The sequence below is a fragment of the Serratia sp. EWG9 genome, assembly GCF_019913725.1.
Lineage (GTDB): Bacteria > Pseudomonadota > Gammaproteobacteria > Enterobacterales > Enterobacteriaceae > Serratia > Serratia ureilytica.
In genome coordinates this window covers 464,400-481,898 of record NZ_JADNRO010000001.1, presented here as the reverse complement: position 1 = coordinate 481,898, position 17,499 = coordinate 464,400, and the positions used below count along the sequence as shown (strand labels likewise).

Genomic DNA, 17,499 nt, shown 5'->3' with positions numbered 1-17,499 from the left:
ATTAGCTGATATTTAAGAACTCCATGACGTTGTTGGATAAAATCCTCTTGCCCAGCGCGTAATTCTTTTCCGCCACGCGCTTCATCTTCTCCTTGTTATTAATGAACCGGTAGACTTCCTGGATGAATTCGTCGTTCGGCGGCCCATCCTGTAACTCGGAGATCGGCATGACGGGCGCTTCAAACCCATGCCGGCCGTAGACCTCGTGATAATATTCGTAGCGAGTGGTGATATAGCAACGGCGGCAACTGATCGCTTCGCCGATAGGATTGCCATAGCTATCATAATCATACGAGGTGAGAAAAGAGACCAGGTCGCAAGAGTGATAGAGGTCCTCTATGCAAAACGCGTCGTTTTCCGAGCGCATATCGACATGGGGAAGCATGCCGACGAATTTGACATAGGGGAGAACATTCAGTTCCTGCGCCAATTTGGCGAGTTGCAGATAACATGACGGATTTTCATATTCATTGCCGGCGATCGCCAAATAGGCGCGTCGCGTGTTGTGGTCGCGGATAAATAAATCGTTAAGCCGGCTGATAAGCACAATATCGCGATCCAATCTTTTCTGAGGGATGATGCGGGTGGTTCTGGCAATGAGAAGATCATTGTCGCGAATATTCATCTGCTTTCTGACATTCGTTCTTTCATGACTGTCTGAGAAGTCATAGGTATTTTTCTTTACCTCGACATGGACATCATGATTGCACCAGGCCTCCAGCTTTTGCTTCAGATCGTGATTGAGCGTGACATAGGTAATGTATTTTGAAGGGATAGGTTTGATGGCGTGAGAATAAGGCGGCGGGCCGTATTTGAGCACCTTTTTTTCGCTGTTCCACATCAGGTCATGATCGCGCCAGATGACGAAACGCGTCAGTCGATAACGTCGGCCATAATCTTCGATCGCCAGATACAGCGCTTTGGTATAGATGATGTTTTCCGGCAGCGTGCCGTTTTCCACCACCACATGGCTGATTGCGAGCGCTTCCCATTGGGCGATGAGGCGATCCGCCAGCTGCCGCGCCGTCAACGCGATGGTATGCAACAAAGCGGTTTTTTCTTGCTCGTCAATGGGCGTTTTCTGGCCGATCAACGCCGCGTGCGCGTACTCGAGAAAGGCGGGGTGGTAATCTGGAATCGACGTGATGTCGTCCAGGCGGACCAGCGTAAAGACATCGCGGTAGATGTCATGCTCATGCTGATAGGGTTTATTAAAGTTTCCCTTATCAATCTTGATGTCGTATCCCAAATCAAGATAAGAGCGAAATCCACAGGCTTGCAGTCGTTTGGCAATCTTCATTGCTTCCACCGTGATCCCCGAGACCGAGACGGCATCGAACGAAATGAACATTGCATTCTTCTCTTGCCTTTCGTGCATCGCAGTACCTCCTGCTATTATTTGTAGTGCATTGATTTAAATTAACTATTTCTTAACAAGTCTCCGGTAACGTTCCCAATTGAGTGGAAAAAGAATCGTTTTGACGCTCTGGAATACACTCAAATCTGACAGAACGGAAGCTTAACCGTTCAAAAATGTAAAGATACGTTTATGCTTTGTGAGGGCTCTCACAAATATTCCGGTGCGGGAGGCGTGAAACAAGCAGAGGAAAAGAGGGGGGATCAAGCCCCCCGAATGTGGGGCATGCGATGCCGATTTAACGATTCGCCGTGCCGCCTTCGGCAGGCTGAAGTATCGCCTGCAGCAGCGTCGGCACCTGCTGGGATCCCACCGCCGGGCTGAACAAAAACCCTTGGCCGATATGGAAACCGGCTTCGCACAGCGTTTGGCGCTGCTGCTCGGTTTCCACGCCTTCGGCGATGATATCGATCGACAGCTTTTGACCGAGAATGCCGATGCTTTCCACGATCGCCAGGATCGCCGGTTCGGTGTTCATGCGTTGAATGAAGTCGCAGTCCAGCTTAATGCAGTCCAGCGGGTAGTCCATGATATGGCTGAACGAGGAGTGGCCAGTGCCGAAGTCGTCCAGTGCGATACGGATACCCATCTCTTTGAGCATGTGCAGCGCGCGCAGTACGTATTTCGAACCGTGCTTGTTGAACGCGTGTTCGGTCACTTCCAGTTCGATCAGGTGGTGGGGAATGTGGAACTTCAGCAGGCGTTGCAGGAAGGTTTCGGCGTAGTTGTCGCGTAAAAACTCGATCGGCGACACGTTCAGCGAAACGGGCCGCACTGCCACGCCGGCTGCGCGCCAGCGGGCGATATCGGCGAAGACTTTCAGCTGCATGGCTTCGCTGATTTTGGTCGCCAGTTCGTAGTCGTTGAAGGCCTCGCTGACCGTCGCCGGCAGCTGTATGCCGTTTTGCGGGCAATGCCAGCGCAGCAGCGCTTCGAAGCCGACGATGCTGCCGTCGGCGAGGCTGACCTTCGGCTGGTAGTTGGGGCGAATGCAATTATCGCGCACGATCTGGCGCGCGTAGTTGAGCTGACTGGCGCGGGCGCGGGCTTTGTCCATCATCTTGCTGTCGAACATGTAGACGCCGCCGCGGCCGCCTTCTTTCAGTTCATACAGCGCGGTATCGGCGCACTTCATCAGCTCTGACGCATCGCGGGCATCTTTGGGATAGATGGCGCCACCGATGCTCATGCCGCAATGCAACGTCTTGCCGCCGTGGGTGATCGGCGTCTCCAGCTGCAGCAGAAACTTGTTGGCGATGCGGAAAATATCCTGCTCGTTTTCGACGTCGCTGATCACGACGGCGAACTCGTCGCCGCCGAGGCGAGAGACGAACGAATGGGTATTCATGCAGGCGCTCAGCCTTTTGCCCAGCACCCGCAGCAGATGATCGCCCGCCGCGTGGCCCAGCGTATCGTTCACCAGTTTGAAATGGTCAAGATCCAGCAGCATCAGCCCGAGCGACTTGTTGCCGTGCAGGGCGCGCTTCATCTCTTGCTTCAGCTTTTTCTTGAAGAGGCGTCGGTTGGGCAGGCCGGTCAGTTCGTCATACTCGCTGGCAAGCAGCAGGCGTTGCTCCATCACGCGCTGCGACGTCACATCCCGTGAGACGCACAAGATCTCGGCCACGGCCCCGTGCTCATCGCTGACGGGAGAGAGGATGTTGTCCCAATGCTGTTTTTTGCCCTGCGGCGTCACGCTCAATCCCGCGAAACGCGCATTCTTACCGGCTTTGACGCTGCGCAACGCTTTGCTGCCGCGGCGGCGAACTTCGGGCGACAACAGCCCCAGCCAGGGCATGCCAAATTCTTTTTGCGCCGGATCGAGGCCGAGCGCCAGGCTGCCGGAGCGGTTCATGTGGCGCAGCGTGCCGTCGCGATTGATCACTTTGATGCAGTCGACGCTGGCGTCCAGCATGTCTTGCTGGATAGAGAGCGCCTGAACGTTTTGCTGGCGTTGCAGCATTTGCGGATGGATGTCGGTAGCGGTGAGGTACCAGCTTGGCTCCAGCGCCTTGCCGTCCTGGCGGGCGTTAAACGCCAGCATAAACCACCGGTAGGCGCCGCTGCGCTCGCGCAGACGGGCTTCGCCGGCGAACGAGGAGAGGGCAACGATGGCCTGGCGCCATTGCGCGGCCAGGCGTTCACGATCGTCAGGGTGCAGGGCCTCGAGCCAGTCTGCGGCGCCGTGCTCACCGGCGATTGCGCCGGTATAGTCGCGCCACTGCTTGTTGAAGTAACCGCCAAGGCGGTTGCCGAAGCAGATCAGACCCGGCAAGTCGTCTACGATTTCGCTGTAGAGGTCGATCGGATTTTTGTTATTGGTCTGCTCGGGCAACAGGCTCATGCGGTATTTCCTCGGAAAATTACCCATATTCTTGCTCTATAGCAGAGCCTCTTTCAATATAGTCTTGCCAATGAAAATGGGAATAGCCAGCGGGCGCGGCTAAAAATCGGCTTGGTAGCATGAAATAGATTACGCAAGAACGCATTAGGAATACTCCTGTTATTTATAAGCCCCTCTTATATTGCATCGAAAAATAAGTGCTCCGACCAGGCGGTTTAATAACCGCAAAAAAGTAATCAAACCTGATGTTTCTTTTTGAGGAAATGTTCAGTCTTTCTGCTGCTCTTTCACTCGTCATACCGCCTCTCTTATGCATCATGACTGACAAAATCCGCATGTCGGGCGGTAAAAAGCGCCATGTTATGCCCGGTTCAGCGGTGGCCGACGCACTTGTCGCCGACGTTTGCGGTGAAAGTTATGATGCAAATCAAGAAATGTTTTGTTTCATCTGTTGACACTTTGCTTACGTATAAGATAGCCTCGCGAATGAAAATCATTAACAAAACTGGATGATTGAGCGGGATGCACTCACAGCCTGATTCTCGCGCTTCGGCCGGATGGCCGAGCCGTGCCGGTATAACGGCGCCGGGTTTATCGCCGGCAAACGTACATTCGCCACCTGTCTGCACTTCTGCGCCCTAAGCGTATGGGGTGGTGACATCTTCATGTCCGCACGCCCGAATTTTTATCACTCAGCCTGTTTTATGCGGCCCGCGTCGGGCAGGCATGCGTTATCTGTCGTTTCACGATCATAGGAGGTTTCAGCGCGGTTAAAACGTCAGTTTTCTTCTGGGTATAAATAAACATGGAGCGTAAAATGATACTTAATAAAAAATTGAAGTTAGCGTATTGCGTGTTTCTGGGTTGTTATGGCTTGTCTCTTCATTCATCTCTTGCCGCTTATCGGGAACCAGGACAATTAGGTTCACCCGACAGTTGGAAAACCGCAGAATTTAATCGCCAATGGGGGCTTGAGGCTATTTCCGCCGAGTTCGCCTATGCCAGAGGCTATACCGGAAAAGGCGTGACGATTGGCGTTATTGATGATGCCATTCTCTCTCATCCGGAATTCGCCGGTAAACTGACGCGGCTGGATAACGGCAGCTATAATTTCTCGTATGATAAACAAGATAATATGTCATTCGGCACGCATGGCACGCATGTCGCCGGTATTGCAGCCGCCAAAAGAGACGGCTCCGGTATGCATGGCGTCGCCTACGACGCGGACATTATCGGCGCCAAGTTGAACGACTTCGGCAACCGCAACGGCCGCGAAGAACTGATCCAGAGCCCAGCCCGGGTTATCAATAACAGCTGGGGGATCCCACCGGCGGTCAGAAAGGATGCCAATGGCAACACCATTTGGCTGCCGAACGGGAGGCCTGACTATGTGGCGTGGGTGAAAACCGACGTCATCAATGAAGTGATGCGCAATAAGTCCAACCTGGAATGGGGCAGCGAGCAACCCGTGCCCACCGGCGGGCACAGCGCCATGGCGACGCTGCTGCGCGCCGCCAAGCATGGCAAACTGATCGTTTTCTCGGCAGGCAATTACAATAACTACAATATTCCTGAGGCGCAAAAGTCACTTCCCTATGCTTTCCCTGAGGTATTAAACAATTATCTGATCGTGACCAATCTGAGTAATAACGATAAGTTAAGCGTTTCCTCAACCAGCTGCGGACATACGGCCAGTTTTTGCGTGTCAGCGCCGGGCAGCAGTATTTACAGCAGCGTAGGGGAGCTGGTTTCCAATACCGGCGGGGCGGTGAACCGCGAAGCCTATAATAAGGGCGAGCTGACGGTTAAACCCGATTACGGAAATATGTCGGGCACCTCAATGGCGGCGCCGCACGTCACCGGATTTGCCGCCGTATTGATGCAGCGCTTCCCTTATATGAGCGCCGCTCAAATATCCGCGGTCATCAAAACCACCGCCACCGATTTAGGCGAGGCCGGCATTGATCATTTATTCGGCTGGGGCCGCGTCAATTTACGCGATGCGATCAACGGGCCGAAGATGTTTATCACCCAAGAGGATATTCCGCAGGAATTCTATGTGCCGGGTTCCTACAGTGAAAAACAGTTCGTGGTGAATATCCCCGGTCTTGGGAATATCGTCGAAGCCGGAACCCCGGTTGAGCGGCGTTGCACGTCGGGCGAATGCGACTTCGATTCGTGGAGCAATGACATCCGCGGCCACGGCGGGTTGACCAAAACGGGCGCCGGTACGCTGGCGCTGTTGGGCAATAATACTTACAGCGGTGACACCTGGGTGAAACAGGGCGTACTGGCGATCAACGGTTCGGTGGCGTCCAATGTCTATATCGAAAATAGCGGCACGCTGGCCGGCGACGGCACGGTGGGGGCGTTCAGAGCGGTTCGGGGCGGCAGCGTGACGCCGGGAAATGGCATCGGTACGCTGCACGTGTTGCATGACGCCGTGTTTGATCGCGGCTCGCAGTATAACGTCGAGGTCGCAGACAATGGCCGCAGCGATAAAATCGAAGCGCGCCGCGCTTTCCTCTACGGCGGCAGTGTGAACGTCAGCCTGGAGCACAGCAAAAACCTGCTGTCGCAAAATGAGGCGCAAAGCCTGCTGGGCAACAAATACACCATCCTGACGACGACGGATGGCGTGACCGGCCGCTTCGAAAACGCCAATCCTTCGTATCCGTTTGTCAATGTGACGCTGGACTATCAGGGCAATGACGTCGGCCTTGGGATCACGCGCACCGCCGCCCGTTTTGACAGCCTGGCCAGCACCGAAAACGAGAAAGCGGTCGCCCGCGCGGTGGAAACGCTCAACGCCACGGAACCGGTCACGGAAACGGCCAAACGCAGCGTCGCGGCGCCTACCGCTGAAGCGCTAACCGCACTGCAGGGCGTTGAAGGCGAGGCGACAGCCGTTACCGAAGCGACGAGCCCCGTGGCCGGCCATCCGGTTTATGAAAGCTTCCTCGGCTTCACTTCGGCCAGAGAATTGCAGCAGGCGACACGTCAACTGTCCGGCCAGATCCACGCGGATATGGCTTCCGCCCAGATCAACGAAAGCCGTAATCTGCGCGATACCGCCACCGAACGCTTGCGCCAGGCTGAAGGCCGCCGCACCGCTTCCGATATCAAAGCGGATGATAATGGCGCCTGGGCGAAACTGCTGGGCAATTGGGGGCATGCTTCCGGCAACGACAACGCCACCGGTTACCAGACATCCACCTATGGCGTGCTGTTGGGTCTGGACAGCGAACTGTTTGACGACGGCCGGCTGGGCGTGATGACCGGGTATACCCGCACGTCGCTGGATGGCGGCTATCAGTCAGATGCTCACAGCGACAACTACCATCTGGGGCTGTACGGCGACAAACGTTTCGGCGCGTTGGCGCTGCGAGCGGGCGGCACCTATACCTGGCATCGCATCGACACGTCGCGCTCGGTAAACTACGGCGCGCAGGCGGATCGCGAAAAGGCCCGCTATAACGCGCGCACCGGTCAGCTGTTTATCGAAAGCGGTTACGATTGGAGCAACGACGTGGTCAATCTTGAGCCGTTCGCCAACCTGGCGTACACCCACTATCGCAACGAGGGGATCAACGAGCAAGGCGGGGCGGCGGCGCTGCGCGGCGATAAGCAAAGTCAGTCCGCCACCGCTTCGACGCTGGGCTTGCGCGCCGATACGCAATGGCAGACCGACAGCGTGGCGATCGCGCTGCGCGGCGAGCTGGGTTGGCAACATCAGTACGGCAAGCTGGAGCGTAAAACACAGCTGATGTTCAAACGCAGCGATGCGGCGTTCGACGTGAACAGCGTCCCCGTTTCCCGTGACGGGGCGGTTCTGAAGGCGGGCGTCGATGTTTGGGTTAACAAAAACGCCGTGTTGTCCCTCGGTTACGGCGGGCAATTGTCGTCCAACCATCAGGACAACAGCGTCAATGCCGGTCTGACCTGGCGCTTCTGATAGCCGTTGATCCGTTTCACGCTACTCAGCCCCCATCGCAACGATGGGGGTTTTTTATGGGGCGCGCGGAAGCGACAGGCCGGGCGGCGGTGTCTTCACAGGATAAAGGCGCGTTAGAACAGGATGTTTCTAATTCTTTTGGTTAGAAAAATTGATGATAATCATCTGAAATGACTAAAAGGATTTAGGCCGAAACATGGAATTTCTCTTCATTTTATTATTTTTTACCTTATACATATCAATTGCCTGTGAGTATCACCGGCGCCGGTGGCGCGCGCTGTATCGCCGTAAGAGAAATAAAAGAAAAGGCATGAAAATGAAACGGATGGTTAATATTCTGCTGTTCAGGCAATAAACCCAAAAAAAGGAGACGTCATGCAACGTCTCCCTCTAAATGCCCATTGAGCGCGGTGCGCCGCTTTATTTAACCGGCGTTCCGGCGATTATTTATCCAGCGCGTAGGCGATGACGTAATCTCCGCGATCCGGCGACTGACGTGCGCCGCCGGCGGAAATGACGACATACTGCTTACCGGTGGTCGGCGAGACGTAACTCATCGGCGTGCCGCCGCTGCCGACCGGCAAGCGCGCTTTCCACAGCTCTTGCCCGGTGGACGAATCAAAGGCGCGCAGATAATAATCCTGCGTACCGGCGATAAACACCAGTCCGCCTTGAGTCGCCAGCGTGCCGCCCAGCGTCGGCATGCCGATCGGCATCTGCGCGCGCATTTTGATGCCGAACGGCCCGGTATCCTGCACCGTTCCTACCGGAACCTGCCACACCACTTTGCGCGTCTGCAAATCGATGGCGGAGAGGGTGCCGAACGGCGGTTTTTGGCAAGGAATGCCCAGCGGCGACATGAAGCGATTCTTATTGACGGCATATGGCGTGCCTTTGAGCGGGACCGCGCCCATGCCGGTATTCACGGCTTCACCGCCGTTGCCGGCCGGCGCGCCTGCGTCGGCTTTCTGCGGGATCATCTGCACCCACAGGCCCAGACGCATATCGTTGGCGAAAATATAACGGTTGTTCGGATCGGTAGAGAGACCGCCCCAGTTCATGCCGCCCAGCGAGCCGGGGAAGCTGAGGGAAACGTCGGTGTCCGGCGCGGTGAACAGGCCGTCATAACGCATCGATTTAAAGCTGATGCGGCACATCAATTGATCGAATGGCGTAGCGCCCCACATGTCGGACTCGCTGAGCTTCTGCGCGCCAATCTGCGGCATGCCGACGGAGAACGGCTGCGTGGCGGAATATTGCTCGCCCGGAATGGTGCGGGTCTTCACCGGCAGTTCCTTCACTTCGGTCAGCGGTTTGCCGGTATGGCGATCCAGCACGAAGATCTGCCCGCTTTTGGTGCCGATAACCAGCGCAGGGCGGGTGGTGCCGTCCTGCATCGGGAAGTCGAGCAGGCTGGGCTGCATCGGCAGATCGAAGTCCCACAGATCGTTATGCACGGTCTGATAGACCCATTTCTCTTTGCCGGTGGTCGCGTCGAGCGCCAGCACCGAGGCGCCGTATCGGTGATCCAGCGCGTTGCGGTTGGCGCCCCACAGATCGACGGAGGAGCTGCCCATCGGCAGGAAGACCGTGTTCATCGCCGGATCGTACGACATCGGCGCCCAGGAGTTCGGGGTGCTGCGCACGAAGTGTTGATCCGGTTTCAGGGCAGCGTTCGGCTGCGGATTGCCCGGGTCAAACGCCCAGCGCATTTCGCCGGTGATCACGTTGAAGCCGCGCAGCACGCCGCCGGGCATATCGGTTTGCACGTTATCGGCAACGCGCCCGCCGACCACCACGGTGGTGCCGGCCAGCGTCGGCGCCGACGTCAGTTGATATTTCGGATCGGCGGCGTCGCCGAGACCGTCCTTCAGGTCTACCACGCCCTGGTTGCCGAAGTGTTGGCAGAATTCGCCGTTGTCGGCGTTAATCGCCATCAGGCGCGCGTCGATGGTGTTCATCAATATGCGCCGTTGGCAGCTGTCGCCGGCCGCCAGCGCGACGGGCGCGGCGGGGGTTGAACCCGGCACGCTCGGCGCGGGCAACGGCTTGTTGATATCGAAGTAGGCCAGGCCGCGACAGCGGTTCCATACCTGCGACTTGGCGTTGACTTCTCGCCGCCAAATTTCTTTGCCGCTGTCGGCGTCGACGGCGATCACATTGTTATGCGGCGTGCACAGGAAAATGCGGTTGCCGATTTGCAGCGGCGTTTGCTGATCTTCCGCGCCGTTGCCATCAGGGCTGATAGGGATGTCACCCGTATGGAAAGTCCAGGCGACTTTCAGCTCCCGCACGTTATCGCGGGTGATCTGATCCAGCGCGACGAAACGGCTGCCGCCCGGCGTATTGCCGTAGTTATCCCAATCTTTCTGCTGTTGCGCTTTATCAACCGGGATCAGCGGCAGCGGCTGGCCGCTGAAGGCAACGGTGGGATGCGGCTGGAACATTTGGACAAAGGCGCCGACCATGCCGACCGCCAGCAAGGCGGAGAGCAGGTAAGCCGGCTTGGCCAACGGCGCTTTGCCTTCGCGCTTGCGCAGCGCCGGCCAGGTGAGGAAGGCCAGCAGCATCAGGCCGGTCGGCACCATCAGACGGGAAATCAACGGCCAAAAATCAAAACCGGCGTCCAACGGCGCCCAAATGACGGTGCCGATGAACACCGCCAGGAACAGCCAAACCGCTGAGGACTTGCGGCGGAAAAACTGAATGGCCGACAGCAGGATGACGAGGCCGGCAATCAGGAAGTAGGCGCTGCCGCCCAGCGAGAGCAGTTTGCCGCCGGCGACGGTGAAGAACAGGCCGGTGGCGGCCAGGATGATGCCCAACAGGCAACACCACAGCGTAAGTTTTATGCCCGAACGTGCATTGGCATCTGACATTGAATAATCTCCAATAACATACTGATTCTTAAAGGTGAAAAGGTCGTTATTGGCGACTATTGTAACATTGATGGAGGTGCGCTTGTTAAGGATATGTAACTGTTTTTATGAGGGAAAAGCCGACGTTATCGGTACAACCTCGGTTTGGCTTAGAGGAATATCCGTTTCTGCCAGTGTACGAGCTGCGCGGCAGGCAGAGAGGCAACCTGCGCCACCCGGTGGCGATTTTCCAAGGCGATTTCCCGGGCGCGTTGCAACGGCTCGGCGCTGAGGCGCTGCACGCTTTGCCGCAGCGCCTGTTGCGCCAGCTCCAGTTCGCCGGCGCCGAGGTGCGCCAGTTCATGGCGCATCTGCAGCAAGAATTCGTCGGTTAACTGCCGCAGCTGCTCAACGGCGAACGTCGGGGATTGCAGCGCAAACAGCAGGCCTTCGGCATCGCCGCTGCGATGAAAGGCGCATTGCACCACGTAACCCACGTTGCGCTCGACGCGCAACTGCTGGAAGTAACGCGGCGCGTAAAGCCGGGCCAGCACGCGCAGCGCCCAACGGCCTTCGGCTTCGTCGTTCGGCAGCGGGTAAAATTGCAGCAAGGCGTGTTCTGCGCCGTTTTCCGTCAGGGTGACGGGGTGGTGATGCAGAGGCGCCGGCCGCTGAGCCTCGTCGGTTATGGGAAAAGGAAAGTCATACAGTAAATGCGACAGCCGCCGCTTCAACTCGCCGTCGCCGCCAACCAGGGTGGCATGCCAGAGTGGGGCCGTTGCCGTTGATACGCTCAACGCCGCCGGCAATTGGGCTAACAGGCGGCGAATGGCGATATCGTTTTGCGCTTTGAGCTGCGCGTGGCGCAGGTTTCTCGCAGCCTCGTTGATGACGGCCGGCGGCAGCGCCGCCAGGGCCCGATTCACGACGTTCAGACCGTGGCAGATCAGCGCTGCGCTGCCCGCCAGCTGTAATAACCACACGCCCTGGTGGCGCTCGAAGCTTAAATGTCCCTCCCGATGCGCTAACTCGGCCGCTCCAGGGCGCAATGCCGCCTGCAAACCACAGGCCTGTTCTTCGCTGAGAGCGCCATGCGGCGATGGGCGCAGCAGCAGCACCGGCTGCGCTTCGTCGGGGTGCAGATGCCGCAGCGGCGCCTGGCCGGCCGGCAGGGGCGGGATCGGCAGCGCCGCCGAGGTGGAGAAAAAGCGGAAAGGATCTATCGTGGGCGTCGGCACGGTGCGGACGAAGGGCGCGAGCGCCAACGGCAGCCCTTGAATTTCACGCGTTTCACCGCCTCCCTCGGGCAGCACGGCCAGACGGCGATGCGGCGCGCTAATCAGCGCCGAAATATGCCGTGGCCAATCGTCGTTCGGCTCCACCGGCGGCAGCCCAAATGCTCTGGCGCGCAACTGATCGAGCGGCGCCAAACGGTGGAAATCGCGGTTTGCCAGTTGCCCGAAATGCGCAAGCTGAGCCGGTGTCAGCGCGATCAGCGCCTGCAACCAGGCCAGCAAGGCGCTTTCGATGTGGGCGGCTTCAGACGCCGCGCCGTGATTGACGGTAAAAATAAAACTCAGCAGTGCGCTGTTTTCAGCGCAGCGGGCGTAATCCAGCCTAACGGCGTCGGCCCACGCGTGAGCGCGCAGCCGTGCCAGCAGCCCGCCAGGGGCTTCGTCCAGCAATAAACGCTCCAGCCGCCGCAGCCAGCCGCGTGAACGGGAGTGCGGCAGGGCAAACACCAACCGCAGCAGCGGCGCGCCGGGCAGAGACAGCGTGTAATCTTGCCCGGCGGCCAGCGGCGGCAATGCCTCGGGCGGCGCGACGCTGCCCGGCGGCAAGGCGCCGCCGTAGCGCTGCGCCAGCGCATGCAACTGCTCGAGCGATTGCGGGCCTTGCAGCCACAGCGTGATGTTCGGCGCGCGGTAATAGTGGTGGTGAAACTGCCGCAGCGCCCGCTGCAACGCGGGAATATCGCTGCCGAAAGCGGCGCGGCTGCCGATATGAAAGCGGTGCAACGCGTCAATGCCGCTGAACATCTGCCGCTGCGCCGCTTCGCAGCGGGTTTCACCGTCGGCGCGCAGCAGGCGATATTCGGCGTCGATGACCTCGATCTCCTGGGCGATTGCCTCAGCCGCCAGCTGTGGGACGGCGAGCATATCGATCAGCCTGGCCAACCCCTCCGCCAGCTGTTCGGCGCCCACCTCAAAGAAAAACGCGGTTTGCGTGGCCTGGGTCGTGGCGTTTAACCGGCCGCCGACCGCCGGCGTCCAGCCCATCAGCCCATCCTGCGCGCTAAAGTTCACGCTGCCGCGAAACAGCATATGCTCCAGCAGATGCGCCAGGCCCGGCCAGGCGGCAGGCGCCTGAAAGCTGCCCGCCTCGATGCGCACCAGCGCGGCGGCGGCCTCGGCGTCAGGGGTGCTTATCGCCCTGACGGCCAAACCGTTATCGAGCTGCCACGAGGCGGCGAGTGTCATCGTCAGCCCTTGAAGATCAATCGGGAGTTGGTCTGATTGCGAAAACGCAGCTGATCGATGCCGATCTGCGAGCGATTCGCCGCTTCACGCGCCGCCAGAATGGTGCCGTGGTGCGGCGACTTGCCGCATACCGGATCGGCGTTGTCTGCGTCGCCGGTCAGCATGAACGCCTGGCAGCGGCAGCCGCCGTAGTCTTTCTCTTTCTCCGAACAGGAACGGCAGGGCTCAGGCATCCAGTCATAGCCGCGATAGCGGTTAAAGCCGAAGGAGTGATACCAGATATGCTGCAGATCGTGCTCCAGCACCGACGGAAAGGCGATCGGTAACTGACGGGCGCTGTGACAGGGTAACGCCATGCCTTCCGGCGTCACGCTCATGAAAATAGCCCCCCAACCGCCCATGCAGCCTTTGGGGCGTTCCTCATAGTAATCCGGCGTGACGAACAGCAGGTTGGCCAGCTTGCCGTCGGCAGCCATGCGTTCGCGATAGCGTTTCACCACGGCTTCCGCATCGGCGATCTGTTCGCGGGTCGGCAGCAGGCCTTCACGGTTCAGGTGCGCCCAGCCGTAGAACTGGCAGGTCGCCAGCTCGACGTCGTCGGCATCCAGCTGGATCGCCAGTTCGATGATGCGGTCGATCTGGCCGATATTATGGCGATGCAAGACGAAGTTGAGCACCATCGGATAGCCGAGCGCCTTGACCGCCTTGGCCATCGCCAGCTTCTGCTGAAACGCCTTGGCGGAGCCCGCCAGTGCGGCGTTCAGCGTTTCATCGCTGGCCTGAAAACTGATCTGAATATGATCCAGCCCGGCGTCGGCGAAGGTCTGCAGCTTTTTCTCGGTCAGGCCGATGCCGGAGGTGATCAGGTTGGTGTAAAACCCGAGATCGCGCGCGGCGGCGATCAGCTCGGGCAGGTCTTTACGCACCAACGGCTCGCCGCCGGAGAAACCGAGCTGTACGCTGCCCATCGCCCGCGCCTGGCGAAACACCGCGATCCATTGCTCGGTCGTCAGCTCTTTTTCCTGCGCGGCAAAGTCGAGCGGGTTGGAGCAATAGGGACACTGCAGCGGGCAGCGATAGGTCAGCTCCGCCAGCAGCCAGAGCGGCGGATTTACCGCCGGCGCACGTGGCTCAGTCACGGAAGGTCACCCATTTTTGTTCGTAGGCGCGCTGGAAAAACGCCAGCACGTCGTCCGCCAGCCCCTCGGCGCCGGGGAAGCGGGCGTTCAGCTGCGCGATGATGCCGTTCAGCGTGGTGTTGCCGTCAACCAGCTGCAGGATGGCGGCGGCGCTGTCGTTCAGTTTGGCCATGCCTTCCGGGTAGAGGATCACGTGGCTGTTTTGCACCTGCTCCCATTGCAGGCGGTAGCCGCGGCGGAAGACGGGGGTGTGTTCAGGATTCAGCGTCATTACACCAGCCTCTGATTGTGCCAGACCCGCGCGGCGGTCACGCTGTGGTAAGGCGGGCGGTTCAGGGTATAGGCCATGCTCATGGCGTCCAGCATGCTCCACAAAATATCCAGCTTGAACTGCAGGATTTCCAGCATGCGCTGCTGTTTTTCAACGGTATCGCAATAGTCCAGCGCCAGCGCCAGCCCGTGCTCCACGTCGCGGTTGGCCTGGCCGAGGCGACTGCGGAAATAGTCGTAGCCGGCGGCGTCGATCCACGGGTAGTGCTGCGGCCAGCTGTCGAGGCGCGACTGGTGGATCTGCGGCGCGAACAATTCGGTCAGCGAGCTGCAGGCCGCTTCCTGCCAACAGGCGCGGCGCGCGAAGTTGACGTAGGCATCCACCGCGAAACGCACGCCGGGCAGCACCAACTGCTCGGACAGCAGGGCGTCGCGCTGCAGCCCAACCGCCTCGCCGAGGCGCAGCCAGGCCTCGATGCCGCCTTCGCTGCCGCCGTAACCGTCGTGATCCAGAATGCGCTGCACCCATTTGCGACGGGTTTCCGGCTGCGGGCAGTTGGCCATGATCGCCGCATCCTTGATCGGAATGCTGGTCTGATAGTAGAAACGGTTGGCCACCCAGCCCTGGATCTGCTCACGGGTCGCTTCGCCGTTGTGCATCGCGATGTGATACGGGTGGTGGATATGATAATAAGCGCCTTTGGCGCGCAGCGCCGCTTCAAATGCCTGCGGAGTCAGGGGGAGTGGTTGCGTCATGGCGATTCCCTACAGTTCGATATTCATGCCGTCCCAGCTCACTTCGATGCCGGCGGCGCTCAGGCTCTGCCGTTCCGCGGAGTCTTCATTGAGGATCGGGTTGGTATTGTTAATGTGGATCAAGATCTTGCGTTTGGCGGGCAAGGTGCTGAGCAGGGCAGCCAGCCCGTGCTCTTCCGCCAGCGCCAGGTGCCCCATGTCTTTGCCGGTATTGCGCCCCACGCCGGCGTTGGCCAGCTCGTTGTCGCGCCAGAGCGTGCCGTCGATCAGCAGGCAATCCGCCCGGCGCAGCCAGGGCATCAAAGCCTCGTCCGGCTCACCCAGGCCCGGCGCGTACAGCAGACCGACCCCGCGCGCGGTATCTTCGATAAACAGCGCCACGTTGTGGCCCGGCAGCGGGCGATCGCGGTACGGCGAATAGGGCGGCGCGTTGCTGAGCAGCGGAATGGCGGTGAAGCGCACGTTTGGGCAGACTGCCGTGTGGAACGGTTCGCCGGGCGTCACCGGGTGATGGATCAACCCGCCGTTCCAGTGGGAAAGCATGGGAAACACCGGGAAACCGGTGCTGAGATCGTCGTGTACTTCGGGGGTGCACCAGACCTGATGCGGGCAGCCCTCACGCAAATTGAGCAAGCCCGCGCTGTGATCGATCTGGCTGTCGGTCAGCACGATCGCGCCGATGCCGGTGCCGCGCAGCACGTCGGGATTGTTCAATTCGGGCGAGGCCAGCAGCTGATGGCAAATGTCCGGGGAAACGTTGCACAGCACCCAGTTTTTACCGTCGTCGCTGACGGCGATGGAAGATTGCGTGCGGCGCGTGGCGTTGATGCTGTGGCTGCGAACGCCCCGGCAGTTGTCGCAGTTGCAATTCCACTGGGGAAAGCCGCCGCCCGCTGCCGAGCCGAGAACTTTTATCTGCATGTCTGAACCAGAAAAAGAAGGAAAGAAATGCCCGCGCGAAAGGCGGGCAGACAGGCGATTAACGGTTGGAAATGTACAGCGTCACTTCCAGCCCCAGACGCAGGTCAACAAACTCAGGTTTGGTCCAGGTAGTCATAGCGGTGCTCCTTTGCATGCATCGTGATAGTTCGAAGCCAATGAGAAAAATTCGCATTCGGCTGGCTCAATGTTGACGAAATGTGACGGAGATCGCAACCGTTAAAGCGTAACCGGGTTATTCACCCCAGGTGGCGGAGAGCACGTTCAGCCAGTTGCGCCAGGTCAGCTTCTCCAGCAGCCGGTCGTCAAACCCCGCCTGCTTGAGCGCTTGCGTCAGGCGCGGCAGGCCTGCGGCGTCCTCCAACGGTTGCGGTACGTTAACCCCGTCAAAATCAGAGCCAAATCCCACGCGATCTTCACCAAGTTTAGCGATCAAATACTCAACGTGTTTAACAATTTCTGTTAAGCCTGTCGTTGCACTGTCACGTTTTCCGTCAGCCCGCAGGAAGGCGGTGCCGAAATTGACGCCGACCATACCGTCGCTCTGGGCGATAGCGTCCAGCTGCGCGTCGGTCAGGTTGCGCGGCTGCGGGCAGAGGGCGTGGGCATTGGAATGGGTGGCGACCAGCGGTGCGGTGCTCAACGCGGCGGTTTGCCAGAAGGTTTTCTCGTTCATGTGCGAGACGTCAATCATGATGCGGCGCTGGTTGCAGGCGCGGATCAGCGCTTCACCGGCCGGCGTCAGGCCGGGGCCGGTATCGGGTGATCCGGGGAACGGCCCGCTGACGCCGGTGCCGAAGGCGTTCGGCAGATTCCAGAACGGCCCGATGCTGCGCACGCCCAGCCGATAGAAGGCCGCCAGCTGCGTCAGCGCCGCGTCGATCATGCCGGCGCCTTCGATATGCAGCACCGCGGCGATTTGCCCGTCGAGGCGGCACTGTTCTATCTCGGTAGCCGTGCGGCAGAGGCGCAACTGCCCCTGAGAGGCGCCCTCCAACTGGTGCAGGATGGCTATCTGCCGTTCGGCTATCGCCAGCGGATCGAACGCGGCCTGCGCGTCCTCCAGCGTTTGATTACGCATCTGGGCGATATAGCTGACCGGAGGAATAAACACCGCGAACAGCCCGCCGCAGAATCCGCCGCGCCGCATGCGTGGAAAGTCGAGGTGGCCCGGCGTGACGTGCGAATAAAAGGCGGTGACCGGATCGTCATCGTGCTGCAGCCACAGGTTGAGCAGCAGGTCGTTATGGCCGTCGAACACCGGCCAAAGGGGGGGAAGCGTCATGGGCGTTTCACTGTGTCAGGCATCATGCCCGCTATGTTGTACGATCGCGCGAGGGG

At 59.3% G+C, this 17,499-nt stretch carries 11 protein-coding genes; 1 reads left to right on the top strand and 10 read right to left on the bottom strand.

Going from position 1 to position 17,499, the window contains the following annotated elements; all coding sequences use genetic code 11:
* Window position 1 precedes the first annotated feature (1 nt).
* Together ITX55_RS02225 and ITX55_RS02220 are read right to left on the bottom strand one after the other, a co-directional pair.
* Window positions 2-1,378 (bottom strand): glycosyl transferase family 2, encoded by a 1,377-nt coding sequence (locus ITX55_RS02225; RefSeq protein WP_223084772.1) that lies wholly within the window; start codon window positions 1,376-1,378, stop codon window positions 2-4.
* Window positions 1,379-1,655: 277 nt separating this feature from the next.
* Window positions 1,656-3,761, bottom strand: coding sequence for a bifunctional diguanylate cyclase/phosphodiesterase (locus ITX55_RS02220; RefSeq protein WP_033650416.1), 2,106 nt, complete (start codon window positions 3,759-3,761; stop codon window positions 1,656-1,658).
* A 1,024-nt stretch (window positions 3,762-4,785) separates the two neighbouring features.
* Between ITX55_RS02220 and ITX55_RS02215 the strand changes: the two genes are divergently transcribed.
* Window positions 4,786-7,716, top strand: coding sequence for an autotransporter domain-containing protein (locus ITX55_RS02215; RefSeq protein WP_233788444.1), 2,931 nt, complete (start codon window positions 4,786-4,788; stop codon window positions 7,714-7,716).
* Between the two features lie 443 nt (window positions 7,717-8,159).
* On the opposite strand, the gene ITX55_RS02210 is transcribed toward ITX55_RS02215, so the two are convergent.
* The 8 genes from ITX55_RS02210 to ITX55_RS02175 all read right to left on the bottom strand — a co-directional run bounded on the left by ITX55_RS02210 (window position 8,160) and on the right by ITX55_RS02175 (window position 17,443).
* Entirely contained in the window at window positions 8,160-10,595 is a 2,436-nt protein-coding gene (locus ITX55_RS02210; RefSeq protein ID WP_223084770.1) for a glucose/quinate/shikimate family membrane-bound PQQ-dependent dehydrogenase, read from the bottom strand.
* Window positions 10,596-10,744: 149 nt separating this feature from the next.
* On the bottom strand, window positions 10,745-13,054 hold the full coding sequence (gene pqqF / locus ITX55_RS02205) for a pyrroloquinoline quinone biosynthesis protein PqqF (protein WP_223084766.1): 2,310 nt from the start codon (window positions 13,052-13,054) through the stop codon (window positions 10,745-10,747).
* A 2-nt stretch (window positions 13,055-13,056) separates the two neighbouring features.
* A complete protein-coding gene (gene pqqE, locus ITX55_RS02200) occupies window positions 13,057-14,193 on the bottom strand; it encodes a pyrroloquinoline quinone biosynthesis protein PqqE (protein WP_033643058.1) in 1,137 nt (378 codons plus the stop codon).
* Window positions 14,186-14,464 carry a pyrroloquinoline quinone biosynthesis peptide chaperone PqqD gene (gene pqqD / locus ITX55_RS02195; RefSeq protein ID WP_033643059.1) on the bottom strand — a complete coding sequence of 93 codons (279 nt, stop codon included), beginning with the start codon at window positions 14,462-14,464 and terminating at the stop codon, window positions 14,186-14,188. Before pqqD ends, pqqE begins: the two co-directional genes overlap by 8 nt.
* Complete coding sequence (gene pqqC / locus ITX55_RS02190; RefSeq protein ID WP_089194742.1) at window positions 14,464-15,219, bottom strand: pyrroloquinoline-quinone synthase PqqC; 756 nt, start codon at window positions 15,217-15,219, stop codon at window positions 14,464-14,466. Before pqqC ends, pqqD begins: the two co-directional genes overlap by 1 nt.
* A gap of 9 nt (window positions 15,220-15,228) precedes the next feature.
* Window positions 15,229-16,140 (bottom strand): pyrroloquinoline quinone biosynthesis protein PqqB, encoded by a 912-nt coding sequence (gene pqqB, locus ITX55_RS02185; protein WP_033643061.1) that lies wholly within the window; start codon window positions 16,138-16,140, stop codon window positions 15,229-15,231.
* A 58-nt stretch (window positions 16,141-16,198) separates the two neighbouring features.
* A complete protein-coding gene (pqqA, locus tag ITX55_RS02180) occupies window positions 16,199-16,276 on the bottom strand; it encodes a pyrroloquinoline quinone precursor peptide PqqA (protein ID WP_004937827.1) in 78 nt (25 codons plus the stop codon).
* A gap of 117 nt (window positions 16,277-16,393) precedes the next feature.
* Window positions 16,394-17,443, bottom strand: a complete 1,050-nt coding sequence (locus ITX55_RS02175) for a dipeptidase (protein ID WP_147838655.1) — start codon at window positions 17,441-17,443, stop codon at window positions 16,394-16,396.
* Between the last annotated feature and the right edge of the window lie 56 nt (window positions 17,444-17,499).